We start from the raw sequence: 16,230 nt of genomic DNA, 5'->3' as shown, positions 1-16,230 counted from the left end.
CCTCGGTTGCTTCGGGTTGCCGAACCCCAGACAGCAAAAAGCCGCACCGAGGTGCGGCTTTCGCGGGCCTTGCGGATTACGCCTGGATGAAGCCCTTGAGCTTGTTCATGGCGTTCTTTTCCAACTGGCGAATACGCTCGGCGGACACGTTGTACTTGGCCGCCAGGTCGTGCAGGGTCGCTTTCTCCTCCGCCAGCCAGCGCTGGTAGAGAATGTCGCGGCTGCGTGCGTCCAGGCCTTCCAGCGCTTCGTGGAGGTTGGCGTTGGAGCTGTCGCTCCAGTCCGACTCTTCCAGCTGGCGCGCAGGATCGTAGCGGTGATCCTCGAGGTAGTGGGCCGGCGATTGGTAGGCCGCATCGTCCTCGGCGTCGGACGCCGGGTCGAAGGCCATGTCCTGGCCGGTCAGGCGGCTTTCCATCTCGCGCACTTCGTGGGGCTCGACGCCCAGGCTCTCGGCCACCGCGTGCACTTCGTCGTTGTTCAACCAGGCCAGGCGTTTCTTCTGGCTGCGCAGGTTGAAGAACAGCTTGCGCTGCGCCTTGGTGGTCGCGACCTTGACGATGCGCCAGTTGCGCAGAATGAACTCATGGATTTCGGCCTTGATCCAGTGCACCGCGAAGGACACCAGACGCACGCCCATTTCCGGGTTGAAGCGTTTCACGGCCTTCATCAGGCCGACGTTACCTTCCTGGATCAGGTCGCCCTGGGCCAGGCCGTAACCGGAATAGCTCCGGGCGATATGGACGACGAAGCGCAGGTGCGCCAACACCATTTGCCGGGCCGCTTCCAGATCTTGCTGGTAGAACAGGCTCTCGGCCAGTTCGCGCTCCTGTTCGGCGCTCAGCAGCGGGATGCTGTTGACCGCGTGCACGTAGGCTTCGAGATTCGCTCCCGGCGCCAGGGCATAGACAGGTTGCAATGAAGTGGTCATGCGAATCCTCCGATTCACGAAACGTCCGCAGTGTAGCACTGGCCCTTGAGAGGCAACACCACTGGAAAAGTTCCTTTACAGATAGTGCTCATCGACCGCATCGATAGCCCGCTCAGCGCGGCGCCAGTTCGCTCAGATGACGCGCCACGGCCAGCCAGGCGCCTATGTACCCCAACAGCACCGCACCGAGCAACAGGGAGAAGCCGTCGCCGACCGGCACGCCAGTGAGGGCGAAATCGCTGCCGTAGAGGCCGGCCAGGCGGGTCACCGCGTCGTTCAGCCAATGCAGCCCGTAGGCCAGTACCAGCCAGGACAGCAGGCCGGCGCCGACGCCGTACAACGCGCCCATATAAAGGAAGGGACGCCGCACGTAGCCATCGGTTCCGCCCACCAGCTTGATCACCTCGATCTCGTTGCGACGATTCTCGATGTGCAGGCGGATGGTGTTGCCGATCACCAGCAGCAGGGCCAGCACCAGCAGCAGGGTCAGGCCGAAGATGAAACGCTCGCCCAGCTTGAGGATCGCCCCCAAGCGCTCCACCCAGACCAGGTCGAGTTGCGCCTGCTGGACGCCCGGCAACTCCGCCAGGCGGGTGCGCAGGGCCTCCAGCTTGGCGCGATCGATTTCCGCGGGGGTCACCAGGATCACCCCGGGCAGCGGATTGTCCGGCAGTTCCTTGAGGGCCTGGCCGAGGCCGGAGTCCTGTTGGAATTCCGCCAGGGCGCGTTCGCGATTGATCCACTCGGCCTCGGCGACGTCGAGCATGCCGGCGATTTCGTCGCGCAGGCGCTGGCCCTCGGTCTCGCCGGTCTCCATGTGCAGGTACAGGGAGATCTGCGCCGCGCGCTGCCAGGAACCGGCGAGCCGCTCGACATTGTTCAGCAGCAACGACAGGCCCATCGGCAACGACAGCGCGATGGCCATCACCAAGCAGGTGAAGAAGCTGCCGATCGGTTGCCGCGCCAGCCGGCGCAGGCTGTCCACCAGGCTCGCGCGGTGACTTTCCAGCCAGGCGTGGAACAGTTGCTGGAAGCCGGGGCCCTCGTCGCCTTTCTGCGGCGGCCCCTTGGGCGCGGCGCCGACGCGTTCCGCCGGTTGCGGCTGGGAGTTGCGCGTGGCGCTCATCAGTTGGCCTCCCCGTCGCCGATCAGGCGGCCACGTTGCAGGGTGAGCATGCGATGGCGCATGCGCGCGATCAGCGCCAGGTCGTGGCTGGCGATCAGCACCGTGGTGCCGAGCCGGTTGATGTCTTCGAACACGCCCATGATCTCCGCCGCCAGACGCGGGTCGAGGTTACCCGTGGGTTCGTCGGCCAGCAGCAACGCCGGCCGGTGCACCACCGCCCGGGCGATGCCGACCCGCTGCTGCTGGCCGGTGGACAGGTCCGCCGGCAGTTGCTCGGCCTTATCCGCCAGGCTGACCCGCTCCAGGGCGACACCGACCCGCTTGGCGATCTCCGGCTTGGACAGGCCGAGTATCTGCAACGGCAGCGCGACGTTGTTGAACACCGTGCGATCGAACAGCAACTGGTGGTTCTGGAACACCACGCCGATCTGCCGACGCAGGAAGGGAATCTGCGCGTTGGTGATCTGCGCCAGGTCCTGGCCGGCCAGCAGCAGCTTGCCGGTGGTGGGCCGCTCCATCGCCAGCAACAGGCGCAGCAGGGTGCTCTTGCCGGCGCCGGAATGCCCGGTGACGAAGAGGAACTCGCCGCGGCGCACGCGAAAACTCAGTTCGTGCAAACCCACATGGCCGTTGGCGTAACGCTTGCCGACCTGTTCGAAACGGATCATGAAGGGACTCGACCTCGGCTGTGCGCATGCCCGTCCGCGCAAGCGGCCGGGCGCAGCATCCTGGTGGGGGCGATGGGGGCTCTTTTCCGGCGCGAGGCCGCGCCGCCGGCGCGCGCAGCGGCCAAGGTCAGGCGTCCCGCTCGGCGAACAGGGCCCGGACGAAGGCCTCGGCCTCGAAGGTGCGCAGGTCGTCGATGCCTTCGCCGACGCCGATGTAGCGGATCGGCAGGCCGAACTGCTTGGCCAGGGCGAAAATCACCCCGCCCTTGGCGGTGCCGTCCAGCTTGGTCAGGGCGAGGCCGGTGAGGCTGACCGCCTGGTTGAACTGCCGGGCCTGATTGATCGCGTTCTGCCCGGTACCGGCGTCGAGCACCAGCAGCACCTCGTGGGGCGCGCTGTGGTCGAGCTTGCCGATCACCCGGCGGACCTTCTTCAGCTCTTCCATCAGGTTGTCTTTGGTGTGCAGGCGCCCGGCGGTGTCGGCGATCAACACGTCGGCGCCGCGGGCCTTGGCGGCCTGCACCGCGTCGAAGATCACCGAGGCGGAGTCGGCGCCGGTGTGCTGGGCGATCACCGGGATGGCGTTGCGTTCGCCCCACACCTGCAACTGCTCGACGGCGGCGGCGCGGAAGGTGTCGCCGGCGGCGAGCATGACCTTCTTGCCGTCCTGCTGCAGCTTCTTCGCCAGCTTGCCGATGGTGGTGGTCTTGCCGGCGCCGTTCACGCCGACCACCAGGATCACGTAGGGCGCGCGGCCGGCCTCGATGCGCAGCGGCTGTTCCACCGGGCGCAGCAGGGCGGCCAGCTCCTCTTGCAGCGCTTTGTACAGGGCGCCGCTGTCGTTGAGTTCCTTGCGCGCCACGCGGCGGGTCAGGCTCTGCACGATGACCCCGGTGGCCTCGACGCCGACGTCGGCGGTGAGCAGGCGGGTCTCGATCTCCTCGAGCAGGTCGTCGTCGATGGCCTTGCGCCCGAGGAACAGGCTGGCCATGCCCTCGCCCAGGCTGGCGCTGGTCTTCGACAAACCCTGCTTGAGGCGGGCGAAGAATCCGCCCCTGGCTTCTTCGCTGGGGGCCGGGCGGGGTTCGGCCGGGGCGACCGCGGTCGGCGCCTCGGGCTCCGCCGGGACAGGCGCGGGCTCGCCGCCGATCAGCCGAGCGAACAAGCCGCCACGGGCCGGCGGGGGCGTTTCCGCCGGCGCCGGACTGGCCGGCAGCTCGGGGTCGGCGGTGATCGCCGTGTGCGTGGCGGGCATCGCCGGCGGCGCCTCCACGGGCGGCGCGGCCAGCGGCGAGGACGCGCGCGCCTCGAGCGGCTCGGGCGCTAGCGGGGCCCGTTCCGCATCCGATTCGCGCGAGGCCGGCTCGACGGCCGGGGTCGGAAGCTCGGCATCCTCGGTGGGCGCGGCAACGGGCGCGAGGGACGGCTCAGCGGGGATCGCCTCGGCGGCCGGTATCGGCAGCTCGGCGTCTTCGGTGGGCGCGGGTTGGGACGGCGCGACGGGGGCAGAGGCCGCAGCGGGGCTCGGCGCGCCGGCCGGCGCCGGCAGCTCGGCGTCCTCGGTGGGGACGGGCTGCGCCAGCGGTGCGGCCTGGACCGGCTCGGACGCCTCGGCAGCGGGTTTTTCCGGTTCCGCGGCCGGCTCGGCGGGCGTGTCCTGGGGTTTGCGCCGCAACCAGCCGAACAGGGATTTCTTCTCGCCGGCCTCGGCCGGGGTTTTCTTGTCGTCGTTGGAACCAAACATGGGTGCTTTGCATCTCAAGGGGGCGCTCGCGCCGGGCCTTGCCCGGCCTGCATCGCCGCCCCGTAAAAGGATGGGGTATCCTAGCACCTCTTCGCCCGCAGGCGCCAAAAGCGCCCGGGCCGCTCAGAAGGTCCGAAATACCAATGAATGTCATCGCCCGCCGTACGGCCGGCCTGCTGCTCGGCATCCTCTGCGTGCCGGCACTGGCCGACGCCGCCGACTCGCAAGCCACACACGAATTCAGCCTCGACAACGGCCTCAAGGTGGTCGTCCGAGAAGACCACCGCGCCCCGGTGGTAGTTTCACAGCTCTGGTACAAAGTCGGCTCCAGCTACGAGACGCCCGGCCAGACCGGCCTGTCCCACGCGGTGGAGCACATGATGTTCAAGGGCAGCAGCAAGATGGGCCCCGGCGAGGCCTCGCGGGTGCTGCGCGACCTCGGCGCCGAGGAGAATGCCTTCACCAGCGACGACTACACCGCCTTCTACCAGGTGCTGGCCCGCGACCGCCTGCCGGTGGCCCTGGAGCTGGAGGCGGATCGCCTGGGAAGCCTCGCCCTGCCCGCCGACGAGTTCGAGCGGGAAATCGAAGTGATCAAGGAAGAACGCCGGCTGCGCACCGACGACAAGCCCGGCGCCCTGGCCTTCGAGCGCTTCAGCGCCATGGCCTACCCCGCCAGCGGCTACCACACGCCGACCATCGGCTGGATGGAAGACCTCAAGCGGATGAAGATCGAGGAACTGCGTACCTGGCACCAGGCCTGGTACGCGCCGAACAACGCCACCCTGGTGGTGGTCGGCGATGTCACCGAGGGCGAAGTGAAAGCCCTGGCGCAGCGGTACTTCGGCGCCATCCCGAGCCGCCCGGTGCCGCCGGCCAAGCGCCCGCTGGAGCTGGCCGAGCCCGGCGAGCGGCGCATCCAGCTGCACCTCAAGACCCAGTTGCCGAGCCTGATACTCGGCTTCAACGTCCCCAGCCTGGCCACCGCCGGCAAGCCCCACGAAGCCCAGGCCCTGCGCCTGATCGCCGCGCTGCTCGACGGCGGCTACAGCGCCCGCCTGTCTTCGCGCCTGGAGCGCGGCGAGGAGCTGGTCAGCGGCGCCTCGGCCAGCTACGACGCCTTCACCCGCGGCGACAGCCTGTTCATCCTCACCGCCACGCCGAACACCCAGAAGGGCAAGACCCTCGAGCAAGTGGAAGCCGGCCTCTGGGGCCAGCTGGACGAGCTGAAGAAGAACCCGCCGAGCCCCGCGGAACTGGAGCGCGTGCGCGCCCAGGTGATCGCCGGGCTGGTCTACGAGCGGGACTCCATCGCCAGCCAGGCCAACACCATCGGCCTGTTGGAGACGGTCGGCCTGTCCTGGAAGCTGATGGACGAAGAGCTCTCCGCCCTGGAAGCGGTGACCCCGGCCGACGTGCAGGCCGCCGCCGCCACCTATTTCACCCGCTCGCGCCTGAGCGTGGCCCAAGTTCTGCCCGAGGAAGCCCCCCATGACTGAGCGTAACGGCCTGCGTTCCGGCCTGCTCGGCCTGGCCCCGATCCTGTTCGGCGGCCTGTTCGCCGTCACCGCCCACACGGCCCTGGCCGCGGACCCCGCGCCGCGTCCGGCGCTGGAATCCCTCGCCGCCCTCGACGGCCAGGCGCCCAGCCGGCGCAAGCTGGACATCCAGAGCTGGCGTACCGCCGAAGGCGCCAAGGTGCTGTTCGTCGCCGCCTCCGAGCTGCCGATGTTCGACCTGCGCCTGACCTTCGCCGCCGGCAGCAGCCAGGACGGCGACGCGCCGGGGCTGGCCATGCTGACCAACGCCATGCTCAACGAAGGCGTCGCCGGCAAGGACGCCACCGCCATCGCCCAGGGCTTCGAAGGCCTGGGCGCGCAGTTCGGCAACGGCGCCTACCGCGACATGGCGGTCGCCTCCCTGCGCAGCCTGAGCGCGCCGGACACGCGCAAGGCGGCCCTCGACCTGTTCGCCGAGGTGGTCGGCCAGCCGAGCTTCCCCGAGGACTCCCTGGCGCGGATCAAGAACCAGGTGCTCGCCGGCTTCGAGTTCCAGAAGCAGAACCCCGGCAAGCTGGCCGCCAACGAACTGTTCAAGCGGCTCTACGGCGATCACCCCTACGCCCACCCGAGCGACGGCGACGAGCGCTCCCTGCCGGGCCTGAACGCCGAGCGCATGCGCGCCTTCCACGCCAAGGCCTACAGCGCCGGCAACACGGTGATCGCGCTGGTCGGCGACCTCAGCCGCGCGGAGGCCGAAGCCGTCGCCGCGCAGGTGTCCAAGGCCCTGCCGAAGGGACCGGCGCTGCCCAAGGTGGCCGCCCCGGTGGCGCCCAAGCCCGGCCCCAGCCACATCGAGTTCCCCTCCAGCCAGACCCACCTGATGCTCGCCGAGCTCGGCATCGAGCGTAACGACCCGGACTGGCCGGCGCTCTACCTGGGCAACCAGATCCTCGGCGGCGGCGGCTTCGGCACCCGGCTGATGGAGGAAGTGCGGGAGAAACGCGGGCTGACCTATGGCGTCTATTCGGCCTTCACCGGCATGCAGGCGCGCGGCCCCTTCATGATCAACCTGCAGACCCGCGCCGAGCTCAGCGAGAACACCCTCAAGCTGGTGCGCCAGATCCTCGCCGAGTACCTGGCCAAGGGACCGACCCAGAAAGAGCTGGACGACGCCAAGCGCGAGACCGCCGGCAGCTTCCCGCTGTCCACCGCGAGCAACGCCGACATCGTCGGGCAACTCGGCGCCATCGGCTTCTACGACCTGCCGCTGACCTACCTGGAGGACTTCATGGCCAAGGTGCAGAGCCTCGACGTCGAGCAGGTGAAGGCCGCGATGGCCAAGCACCTCGACCCCGACGCCCTGGTGATCGTCAGCGCCGGGCCGAGCGTGGCGCAGCAGGAATTGCCGTCGCCCACCGCCACGCCGCGCCAGCAGCCGCTGTCGGTGCCGGAGCACTGATGCGCGGCCAGAGCGTGAAACCGGCCCGCGGTTCCTCCGCCAGACCCCATGGCGGCCAGGGCTCGCTGCGCATCATCGGCGGCGAATGGCGCAGCCGGCGTTTCGCCTTCCCCAACGGGCCGGGCCTGCGCCCGACCCCGGACCGGGTCCGCGAGACCCTGTTCAACTGGCTGGCGCCGCACCTGGAGGGCGCCCGCGTGCTGGACGCCTACACCGGCAGCGGCGCGTTATTCCTCGAGGCGCTGTCCCGCGGCGCCGCCCAGGCCCTGGCCCTGGACACCAACGGCGAGGCCCTGGCAGCCTTGCGCAGCCACCTCGACACCCTCGGCTGCAACCGCGGCCAGGTGGTCCAGGGCGACGTGCTGCGCTACCTGGAAAACCAGCCCGCGCAGCCCTTCGACCTGGTGTTCCTCGACCCGCCCTTCCACCAGAACCTGCTGCTGGCCAGTTGCGAGCGCCTGGAAGCGCGCGGCTGGCTGGCCGAGCACGCCTGGATCTACAGCGAAAGCGAAACCCCGCCCTCCGGCCTGGGCCTGCCGGGCAACTGGCGCCTGCACCGCGAGAAGAAGGCCGGCCACGTGCATTACGCACTCTGGCAGCGCGGCTGACCCCCGGCGCGCCGGCGGTGCTGCCCGGCACCGCGCCGGCGCGTTAGCATGGCCGACCGTGCCGCGCTGAACTCGCCATGACCGCACCCGACGCCCCCTTCCGCCCCGCCTGGTGGCTACCCGGCCCGCACTTGCAGACCCTCTGGTCGCCGTTCTGCCGGCGCCCGCCGGCCCTGCAACGGCGGCGCGAGCGGCTGTGGCTGGCGGACGGCGACTTCCTCGACCTGGACTGGCACGGCCCCCACGACGCCGAGGCCCCCCTGGTGCTGGCGTTGCACGGGCTGACCGGCTCCTCGTCCTCGCTGTACGTCCTCGGCCTCCAGCAGCGCCTGGCGGCCCGGGGCTGGGCCAGCGTGGCGCTCAACTGGCGCGGCTGTTCCGGCGAACCCAACCGGCTGCCGCGGGCCTACCACTCCGGCGCCAGCGACGACCTCGCCGAGACCGTCGCGCACCTGCAGGCGCAGCGGCCGTTGGCGCCGCTGTACGCGGTGGGGTATTCGCTGGGCGGCAACGTGTTGCTCAAGTACCTGGGCGAGCACGGCGGCGAATGCCCGCTGCGGGCGGCGGTGGCGGTGTCGGTGCCGTTCCGCCTGGACCACTGCGCCGATCGCATCGGCCTGGGCTTCTCGCGGCTCTACCAGGCGCATTTCATGCGCGAGATGCTCGCCTACGTGAAGGACAAGCAGCGCCTGTTCGTCCGCCAGGGCCAGGTCGAGCACCTGTCGGCCCTGGAGCGCCTGGGCTCCCTGGAGGGCCTGCGCACCTTCTGGGATTTCGACGGCCGCTTCACCGCGCCGCTGCACGGCTACCGCGACGCCGAGGATTACTACCGGCGCGCCTCCAGCCGCTACTACCTGGGCGCGATCCGCACGCCGACCCTGCTGATCCAGGCGGCCGACGACCCCTTCGTGTTCCGCCACAGCCTGCCGGAGCCGGCCGAGCTGTCCGCCTGCACCCGGTTCGAGCTGTGGCCCCATGGCGGTCACGTCGGCTTCGTCGAGGGGTCGCCCGGGGCGCCGGGGTATTACCTGGAACGGCGGATTCCCGCCTGGCTGGCCGCCGCGGCGGATTGAAGGGCACGGCGCGAGGCCGCGCCGAGCGGGAAGCGGTTCGACGCGGGATTACCTAGCGTGAAGGCCCGACCGGGCGGGAACCCGAGCGGACAGACAGGGCAGCGGGCGTCGAGCGGCCCGGCTCAGTCGGCGTCGTCCGCTTCGCCCGGCTCGACCGGGCGCGCCTGCTGCACGCGCTCGGAGAGCGGCGTCTCGTCGGGGTTTTCCTGCCGGGCCACCTTGGAGAAGGCGAAGATCACCTCGCGGACGATCTTGCGCTGACTCGCCGGCAGGCAGAGGAAGGCGTCGATGGTTTCCCGCTCGAGGTAGTTGAGGTCTTTCCAGCGCTGTTCGTATTCGTTGATGCGGTTATCGACGTCGGTGCCGAAGCGCAGGTACTGCGGCGGCACCTTCAGCCATTCGGCGAGCACCAGCACCTTGTCCTCCGAGGGATAGGTCTCGCCGCGCAACCAGCGGCGCACCCCGTGCAGGGTGACCGTGCGGCCCCAGCTACGCAGGTTGAACTCACGCTCCAGCACGGCCGGGCGGGGTTCGTAGCCGGCACGGCGCATGGCGTCCTGCAGGCGTTCGGCGAATTTCATCTTGGCGTTATTCATCGGGCGGGCACTGGGGTAAAAGCGCGAACGTTACGGGAAATTGCAAACCAATTACGTAATCGTATGGATTAATCGGTTAAGTTTTGGATAGACTTTCGGTCACGAATCCGCCGGTGCGTGATCCATGTCCAAAAGTCTGCTGGAGCAACTCCCCGAGATCGTCGCCCGAGGGCGACAACAGGCCGAACGCATCCTCGAAAGTCTGGAGGGTCGCCATCGGGTGGCCTTGCAGACCCGCGAGTGGGTGCTGCCGGCCCGCGACGCGGCGATGCCCGACTGGGTCGACGGGCTGCGTCCCCAGGCGCCGGACGCCGACGCCTGGAGCAACCGCCTGATCTACGGCGACAACCTGCTGGCGATGGCCGCGCTGCTGGCCGGCGACGAGCACACCGCGAGCCTGCGCAACCGCATCGACCTGATCTACATCGACCCGCCGTTCGACTCCAAGGCCGACTACCGCACCAAGGTGGTCCTCCCCGGCGTCGAGCTGGAACAGCGGCCGACGGTGATCGAGCAGTTCGCCTACTCCGACACCTGGTCCGAGGGCACCGCCTCCTACCTGGCGATGATCACCCCGCGCTTGCTGCTGATGCGCGAGCTGCTGGCCGCCAACGGCTCGATCTACGTGCACCTGGACTGGCACGTCGGGCACTACGTCAAGCTGGTGATGGACGAGGTGTTCGGCAAGGAGAACTTCGTCAACGAGCTGATCTGGCAGGGCGCGGTGGGCGACACCTCGGCGAAGAACAAGAAATTCATCAAGTCCCACGACACCCTGTTCTTCTACCGCAAGGGCGGCGTGGAGCCGGTGTGGAACGACGTCTTCCAGGCCTTCAGCGGCGCCAGCGACAAGCTCTACAACCGCCAGGACGCCGGCGGCCGCTACCGCCTGGCGCCGGTGGACAACCCCGGCGGCGGCGGGTACGTCTACGACCTCGGCCTGGGCGAGAAGCTGCCGCGCAACGGCTACCGCATGCCCCTGGCCACCGCCCTCGACTGGTTGCAGAAGGGCCTGCTGCTGGTGGAGCCGGGCAAGGTCCCCGGCAAGAAGCTCTACAAGAACCCCGAGGGCGTGCGCTGCCGCGACGTCTGGACCGACGTGCGCTCGCTGCAGAGCAACGAGAGCATCGGCTACGCCACGCAGAAACCCAGCGGTCTGCTGGAACGGGTGATCGCCGCCTCGACCCGCGAGGACCAGTTGATCGCCGACTTCTTCGGCGGCTCCGGGACCACCGCCGCGGTGGCCGAGCGCCTCGGCCGGCGCTGGATCACCAGCGACCTCGGCAAGCCGGCCTGCATGATCATGCGCAAGCGCCTGATCGACCAGGGCGCGCGGCCGTTCCTCTACCAGGCCATCGGCGACTACCAACTGGAGGCGGCGAAGAGCACCCTGGGCCGCAGCTTCCGCATCGGCGACCTCTCCGGCATCGTCCTCTCGCTGTTCGGCGCGCGCCCGCTGCCGGCGGAGGACAACCCGCTGCGCAACCTCGGCGCCCTCGACGAGGGCCGCCGCACCCTGGTGCTGGTGGACTCGCCGAACAAGCTCACCGGCGGCGCCACCCTGCGCCGCGCGGTGGCCCTGCGCGACAGCCTGCTCGGCGGCTGGGACAAGGTGGTGGTGCTCGGCTGGAACTTCGACCCGGCCATCGGCCAGAGCATCGATGCCCTCGCCGACCCGCGCCTGGAGGTGCTGGTGATCCCGCCGGACCTGCTCGACCGGCTCAAGCGCGGCGGCCTGGAGCGCCTGCGCCTGCAGGTGCGCTTCTCCAGCCTGCAATACCTCAGCCTGCACCCGGTGGAGCGCCGTCCGCACGGCGACCGGGAACACCTGCGGGTGCGCCTGGCCAACTACGTGCTGCTGTCGCCGGAGGCGATCAACCTCGACGAAGCCAACCGCGCCAAGCTGCACCGGGTGATGAACGCCGAGCCGCTGGCGCTGATCGAGTACTGGGCAGTGGACCCGGACTACGACGGCGAGGTGTTCCGCTCGGTCTGGCAGGACTATCGCGGCAACGCCGCCCGTGGCGATGCCGACCCGCTGCGGGTGACCGCCGAGGCCTGCTTCGCGGTGCCCTACCGGGCCGGGCCGCGACGCCTCTGCGTGCGGGCGGTGGACGTGTTCGGCTTCGAGGCGGAAGTCAGCCTGGACGTCGCGGAGGTCGCCCCATGAGCGCCGCCCTCCAGCCGCTGCGCCTCGCCGGCGCCCTCGAACGCCTCGCCGCGCGGCTCTGCGCCGGGCTGGACGAGGAGCGCGCGGAGATCCTCCAGCGCCTCACCCCGACCAGCGCCGGGCTGCTGCGCTGGTGGTTCGGTGCCGAGGCCTGCGCCGCGCGGCCGGTGAACTTCCACGCCGGCCAGCGCGAGGCGATCCTGCACACGCTGATCGCCCACGAGGTGCTCGGCGCCGCCGACCTCGCCGACCTCCACGCGCGCCTCGGCCTGCTGGAAGACGCCGACCCGACGCTGCGCGCCGAACTCGCCCGGCCGCGCCACGCCCATCCCAAGTACTGCCTGAAGATGGCCACCGGCACCGGCAAGACCTGGGTGCTCCAGGCGCTGCTGGTCTGGCAGTGGGCCAACCACCGCGCGGCCCTGGCCGAGGGCCGCGAGGACCCGCGCTTCGGCCGGCGCTTCCTGGTGGTGGCGCCGGGGCTGGTGGTCTACGAACGCCTGCTCGACGCCTTCCTCGGCAAGCGCCGCGCCGACGGCGGGCGCGACGCCGACAGCGCCGACCTGAACCGCCACGCCGAGCTGTTCGTCCCGCCCGAGCTGCGCGAGCCGCTGCGCCAGTTCGTCCTCGGCAACCTCTGCGAGAAGCACGAGATCGGCCGCAAGTGCACCGGCAACGGCCTGCTGGCGCTGACCAACTGGCACCTGCTGGCCGACGCCGGCGGCGACCCCGAGGCCGCCGACGACGAGGCCTCGCCCCTGGCCGCCGAATACCGCGGCGCCTACCGAGTGCTGCCGCTGAGCCCCGGGCGCAGCGCCGGCAACGACCTGGACCGCCTCGACCGGCGCCACGCCCGCGGCGATCCGCTGCTCGCCCTGGCCGCGCTGCCGGACCTACTGGTGTTCAACGACGAGGCGCACCACGTGCACGGGGTGGGCGAGGACGACAGCGAGGTGGAATGGCAGAAGAGCCTGCTGCGCCTGGCCGCCGGCAAGGGCCGGCGCTTCGTCCAGGTGGACTTCTCCGCCACCCCGTACAACGACCTCGGCGGCGGCCGCAAGGCTTATTTCCCGCACATCCTGGTGGACTTCGACCTCAAGCGCGCGCTGCGCGCCGGGCTGGTGAAGTCGCTGGTGCTCGACCGCCGCAAGGAGATCGCCGCGCTGCCCCTGGACTACCTCGCCGAGCGCGACGCGGACGGCCGCCTGCGCCTGTCCGAGGGCCAGCGGCTGATGATCCGCGCCGGGCTGAACAAGCGCGCGCGGCTGGAGCGGGATTTCGCCGCCCTCGACCCGCAGCGCCCGCCGAAGCTGCTGATCGTCTGCGAGGACACCGCCGTCTCCGCGCGGGTGGCGGAGTTCCTCGCCGAGGAAGGGCTGGCGGCGGACGACGTGCTGCGGGTCGACTCCGGGCGCCGCGCCGAACTCGGCGAGCGCGAGTGGGCGCCGCTGCGCCAGCGCCTCTCCGACCTCGACCGGCAAGCGCGGCCACGGGTGATCGTCAGCGTGCTGATGCTCCGCGAGGGCTTCGACGTCAGCACCATCTGCGTGATCGTGCCGCTGCGCGCCAGCCGCGCCTCGATCCTCGTCGAACAGACCGTGGGCCGCGGCCTGCGCCTGATGTGGCGCGGCGAGGCCTACGCCGAGCTGCGCCGGGAGAACCGCGAGCGCATCGACCGCGGCGAGGAGCCGGCGAGCCTGATCGACATCCTCTCGATCATCGAGCACCCGGCCTTCGAGCGCTTCTACGACGACCTGCGCGCCGACGGCCTGCTCGGCCACAGCGGCGACGCGGAGATCCCCGGCACCGGCGACCTGGCCACGGTGGGGCTGCGCGCCGACTTCGCGCGCTTCGACTTCCTCGTGCCGACCCTGCTGGAGGAGGCCGAGGAGCACACCGATTACGCCGACCTCGACGACGCCGCGCTGCCGCCGTTCACCGCCCTCGACCGGCGCGCCCTGGCCGCGCTGCTCGGCCAGGGCGACACCTTCACCTCCCTCGACCTGCAGAGCAGCACCCTGTTCGGCGACTACCGGGTGGACGGCGCGGTGATGCGGGTCGGCGGCTACAACGAGCTGCTGTCGCGGCTGACCCGGCGCATCGCCCAGGCCCTGAGCCAGCCGCTGCCCGCCAGCGGCCGGGTGGCGCCGCGCCAACCGCATCCCTACTTGCAGACCCGCACCGCCTGGCTGGCCGCGCGCCTCGACCGCTACATCCGCGAGCGGCTGTTCGACGGGCCCTTCGATCCCTTCGTCGACGAAGGCTGGCGACTGCTGCTGGTGCGCCCGGTGAGCGAGCACCTGGTGCGGGTGTTCGCCCTGGCCCTGGTGCGCGCCGAACGCCGCGCGCCGACGCAGGCCGCGCGGGTGTGCCTGAGCCGCCTGTCGGAGGTGCCGCAGCTGACCCTGCGCACCGGCCTCGCCCTCGGCGTGCGCAAGTGCATCTACACCCACCTGCCGCTGCCTTCGCACCACGGTGGCCTGGAGCGCGCCTTCATCGAATGGGCCGACGCCGACGCCGGCATCCGCGCGTTCTGCCGCATCAGCGAGCAGCGCCACGGCCTCCTGCACCTGCACTACCTGCGCGAGGACGGCCGCCAGGCACGCTACTCGCCGGACTTCCTGGTGCGCGGCGAACGCGCGATCTACCTGGTGGAAACCAAGGCCGAGGCACAGCTGCGGCACCCCGACGTACGCCGCAAGGCCGCCGCGGCGGCGGCCTGGTGCGCGCGCCTCGACACCTGGCCGGATGCCCGGCCGGACGGCCTGCCCTGGCGCTATGCGCTGGTCGGCGAGGCGCTGTTCCAGGAATGGCGCGCCCGCGGTGCGCGCCTGGAAGACCTGCTCGCCCTCGCCTGCCTGAATCGACCGGCGGTAGCCGGCGACCAGGGCCGGCTACCGCTGGAGGGCGACGCGGGCATGTCATAGGCGCCGGCCATGGGGGGCCGGACGCCGCTCGATCAACACAGGCAATTCATAGGGAATGAGCGATGAAGGAAAACCATCCGAACAAGGTTGTCGACCTGAAGGCGCGACTCGCCAAGCAGAAGGCCAGCGCCAACGAGCAGTTGTACTACAAGCCGCCCCTCGACCCGGACGGGGTCCGGGAGATGGGCGACAAGGAAAAGGTCTGGTGGCGCAACACCCTGTTCTTCGCCGAGCGGCTGGTGCACAACCCGGCGTATGGCGCGGCCCGCTACGACCTGGCGCGCCTGGAGAACGGCCAACGCCTGCTGCATTTCGTCTGCGAGCTCTACGAGGCCTTCTACCCCCTCGACGACAGCCTGATGATCGACTTCAGCCAATCGGCGCTGCTGGTGCGCTGGGACGGCGACAACGACCCGGGCTATCCGCTGGTGCCGCCCCCGCCGGTGCTCCGCGAGGAGTGACGGCGGGCTCCGGGCGGCGGCGTCGCCCGGAGCCGCGGTTCAGACGGACAGGGTCGGCGACTCGGCGATTACCTGGTCCAGCGGCACGTGCAGCCGGCGGTACAGCGCGTCGATCGCCGCGCGGGCGCCCTCGGCGATGTATCCGTCCTCCAGGGCCAGTACCTGGTAGATGCCGCGGCGCAGCAGTTCCTCGCTGAGGTCGCCGGGGTCGCCACGGGTGGTGCAGAGAAAGCGCACCCAGGAGGTCATCAGGATCCAGCCGTTCAGCGCCAGGGCCTCGATCTGCACCGGGGTCATGCGCAGGATGCCGGCCTCGACGAAGCCCAGGTAGATGTCCTGGGCCCGGTTGAGGCAGCGCCGGGCGAACCAGCGGTAGCGCCAGGCCAGTTCCGGGTCGGCTTCCAGCAGGTGCTCCAGGTCGCGGTGGAGAAAGCGGTAGTGCCACATCGAGGCCAGCAGCGACTCCAGGTAGAAGGTCTTGTCGTCCACCGTCATGGCCCGGCCCGGTGGCCGTTGCAGCACGCTGTCGACCTTGTCCTCGTACTGCAGGAACAGCTCGGCGATGATCATTTGCTTGTTGCGGAAGTGGTAATACAGGTTGCCGGGCGACATGCCCAGGTGGGCGGAGATGTGATTGGTGGTCACGTTGCGTTCGCCCTGGGCGTTGAACAGCTCCAGGCTCGCCTGGACGATGCGGTCGCGGGTTTTCGTTGCTGCCATCTGTACTCGTTCTCGTGACGGTGGGGCGCGGGGATGGGCGAGCGGCAAAGGTACACGTAAACATCGACCGATACCGGAACCCCATCGACACTTCCGGAATGTCCCGGAGCAGGCGCCGAACGGCGTTGAGCCTAGTCCCAAGTGCGACGATTGACAGGTTAGAGCAATTACTCTAAAAACTCCGCATCCCCCTGTCGTCGGGACGGCCGGCGCCTTCGCGCCCGACCGCCGAGGAGTTGCCCGCC

At 70.1% G+C, this 16,230-nt stretch carries 13 protein-coding genes; 7 read left to right on the top strand and 6 right to left on the bottom strand.

What is annotated here, in order from left to right; all coding sequences use genetic code 11:
- Window positions 1-76 precede the first annotated feature (76 nt).
- From rpoH to ftsY, 4 genes are all read right to left on the bottom strand, one after another.
- Complete coding sequence (rpoH, locus tag OGL92_RS09200) at window positions 77-931, bottom strand: RNA polymerase sigma factor RpoH (RefSeq protein WP_263143028.1); 855 nt, start codon at window positions 929-931, stop codon at window positions 77-79.
- A gap of 112 nt (window positions 932-1,043) precedes the next feature.
- Entirely contained in the window at window positions 1,044-2,057 is a 1,014-nt protein-coding gene (gene ftsX / locus OGL92_RS09195) for a permease-like cell division protein FtsX (protein ID WP_263143026.1), read from the bottom strand.
- On the bottom strand, window positions 2,057-2,725 hold the full coding sequence (ftsE, locus tag OGL92_RS09190; protein ID WP_263143021.1) for a cell division ATP-binding protein FtsE: 669 nt from the start codon (window positions 2,723-2,725) through the stop codon (window positions 2,057-2,059). The genes ftsX and ftsE overlap by 1 nt, the downstream gene beginning before the upstream one ends.
- A 127-nt stretch (window positions 2,726-2,852) precedes the next feature.
- Window positions 2,853-4,469, bottom strand: a complete 1,617-nt coding sequence (gene ftsY / locus OGL92_RS09185; protein ID WP_263143019.1) for a signal recognition particle-docking protein FtsY — start codon at window positions 4,467-4,469, stop codon at window positions 2,853-2,855.
- 143 nt (window positions 4,470-4,612) lie between these two features.
- On the opposite strand from ftsY, the gene OGL92_RS09180 reads away from it, so the two are divergent.
- The 4 genes from OGL92_RS09180 (at window position 4,613) to OGL92_RS09165 (ending at window position 9,111) form a co-directional block, all read left to right on the top strand.
- A complete protein-coding gene (locus OGL92_RS09180) occupies window positions 4,613-5,968 on the top strand; it encodes a pitrilysin family protein (RefSeq protein WP_263143017.1) in 1,356 nt (451 codons plus the stop codon).
- On the top strand, window positions 5,961-7,430 hold the full coding sequence (locus tag OGL92_RS09175; protein WP_263143015.1) for a pitrilysin family protein: 1,470 nt from the start codon (window positions 5,961-5,963) through the stop codon (window positions 7,428-7,430). The genes OGL92_RS09180 and OGL92_RS09175 overlap by 8 nt, the downstream gene beginning before the upstream one ends.
- The gene (rsmD, locus tag OGL92_RS09170; RefSeq protein ID WP_263143014.1) at window positions 7,430-8,038 is read left to right on the top strand and encodes a 16S rRNA (guanine(966)-N(2))-methyltransferase RsmD; all 609 of its coding nucleotides are present in this window, start codon (window positions 7,430-7,432) and stop codon (window positions 8,036-8,038) included. Before OGL92_RS09175 ends, rsmD begins: the two co-directional genes overlap by 1 nt.
- A 77-nt stretch (window positions 8,039-8,115) precedes the next feature.
- Entirely contained in the window at window positions 8,116-9,111 is a 996-nt protein-coding gene (locus tag OGL92_RS09165) for a hydrolase (protein ID WP_263143012.1), read from the top strand.
- Between the two features lie 122 nt (window positions 9,112-9,233).
- Here the strand turns inward: OGL92_RS09165 and OGL92_RS09160 are convergent, their stop codons facing one another.
- Window positions 9,234-9,707: a transcriptional regulator gene (locus OGL92_RS09160; protein WP_263143010.1), complete on the bottom strand. Its 474-nt coding sequence runs from the start codon at window positions 9,705-9,707 to the stop codon at window positions 9,234-9,236.
- A gap of 124 nt (window positions 9,708-9,831) precedes the next feature.
- On the opposite strand from OGL92_RS09160, the gene OGL92_RS09155 reads away from it, so the two are divergent.
- The 3 genes from OGL92_RS09155 to OGL92_RS09145 all read left to right on the top strand — a co-directional run bounded on the left by OGL92_RS09155 (window position 9,832) and on the right by OGL92_RS09145 (window position 15,265).
- Window positions 9,832-11,877: a site-specific DNA-methyltransferase gene (locus tag OGL92_RS09155; protein ID WP_263143008.1), complete on the top strand. Its 2,046-nt coding sequence runs from the start codon at window positions 9,832-9,834 to the stop codon at window positions 11,875-11,877.
- Window positions 11,874-14,804, top strand: coding sequence for a DEAD/DEAH box helicase family protein (locus tag OGL92_RS09150; RefSeq protein WP_263143007.1), 2,931 nt, complete (start codon window positions 11,874-11,876; stop codon window positions 14,802-14,804). The genes OGL92_RS09155 and OGL92_RS09150 overlap by 4 nt, the downstream gene beginning before the upstream one ends.
- Before the next feature lie 62 nt (window positions 14,805-14,866).
- Window positions 14,867-15,265 carry a hypothetical protein gene (locus tag OGL92_RS09145; RefSeq protein WP_263143006.1) on the top strand — a complete coding sequence of 133 codons (399 nt, stop codon included), beginning with the start codon at window positions 14,867-14,869 and terminating at the stop codon, window positions 15,263-15,265.
- Between the two features lie 39 nt (window positions 15,266-15,304).
- On the opposite strand, the gene OGL92_RS09140 is transcribed toward OGL92_RS09145, so the two are convergent.
- Window positions 15,305-15,985: a TetR/AcrR family transcriptional regulator gene (locus OGL92_RS09140; protein WP_263143004.1), complete on the bottom strand. Its 681-nt coding sequence runs from the start codon at window positions 15,983-15,985 to the stop codon at window positions 15,305-15,307.
- Window positions 15,986-16,230: the final 245 nt, after the last annotated feature.

Source organism: Pseudomonas sp. RIT-PI-AD, from assembly GCF_025642785.1.
In the GTDB taxonomy this organism is placed as follows: Bacteria; Pseudomonadota; Gammaproteobacteria; order Pseudomonadales; family Pseudomonadaceae; genus Pseudomonas_T.
The sequence above is the reverse complement of the archived record's forward strand: the minus strand, read 5'-3'. Positions and strand labels throughout refer to the sequence as shown.

Bases quoted from the DNA above. Each gene is read 5' to 3' on its own strand.
- OGL92_RS09150 (WP_263143007.1), top strand. From the start codon at position 11,874: ATGAGCGCCGCCCTCCAGCCGCTGCGCCTCGCCGGCGCCCTCGAACGC.
- ftsE (WP_263143021.1), bottom strand. From the start codon at position 2,725: ATGATCCGTTTCGAACAGGTCGGCAAGCGTTACGCCAACGGCCATGTG.
- OGL92_RS09155 (WP_263143008.1), top strand. From the start codon at position 9,832: ATGTCCAAAAGTCTGCTGGAGCAACTCCCCGAGATCGTCGCCCGAGGG.
- OGL92_RS09175 (WP_263143015.1), top strand. From the start codon at position 5,961: ATGACTGAGCGTAACGGCCTGCGTTCCGGCCTGCTCGGCCTGGCCCCG.
- ftsX (WP_263143026.1), bottom strand. From the start codon at position 2,057: ATGAGCGCCACGCGCAACTCCCAGCCGCAACCGGCGGAACGCGTCGGC.
- OGL92_RS09160 (WP_263143010.1), bottom strand. From the start codon at position 9,707: ATGAATAACGCCAAGATGAAATTCGCCGAACGCCTGCAGGACGCCATG.
- ftsY (WP_263143019.1), bottom strand. From the start codon at position 4,469: ATGTTTGGTTCCAACGACGACAAGAAAACCCCGGCCGAGGCCGGCGAG.
- OGL92_RS09165 (WP_263143012.1), top strand. From the start codon at position 8,116: ATGACCGCACCCGACGCCCCCTTCCGCCCCGCCTGGTGGCTACCCGGC.
- OGL92_RS09180 (WP_263143017.1), top strand. From the start codon at position 4,613: ATGAATGTCATCGCCCGCCGTACGGCCGGCCTGCTGCTCGGCATCCTC.
- rpoH (WP_263143028.1), bottom strand. From the start codon at position 931: ATGACCACTTCATTGCAACCTGTCTATGCCCTGGCGCCGGGAGCGAAT.
- OGL92_RS09145 (WP_263143006.1), top strand. From the start codon at position 14,867: ATGAAGGAAAACCATCCGAACAAGGTTGTCGACCTGAAGGCGCGACTC.
- OGL92_RS09140 (WP_263143004.1), bottom strand. From the start codon at position 15,985: ATGGCAGCAACGAAAACCCGCGACCGCATCGTCCAGGCGAGCCTGGAG.
- rsmD (WP_263143014.1), top strand. From the start codon at position 7,430: ATGCGCGGCCAGAGCGTGAAACCGGCCCGCGGTTCCTCCGCCAGACCC.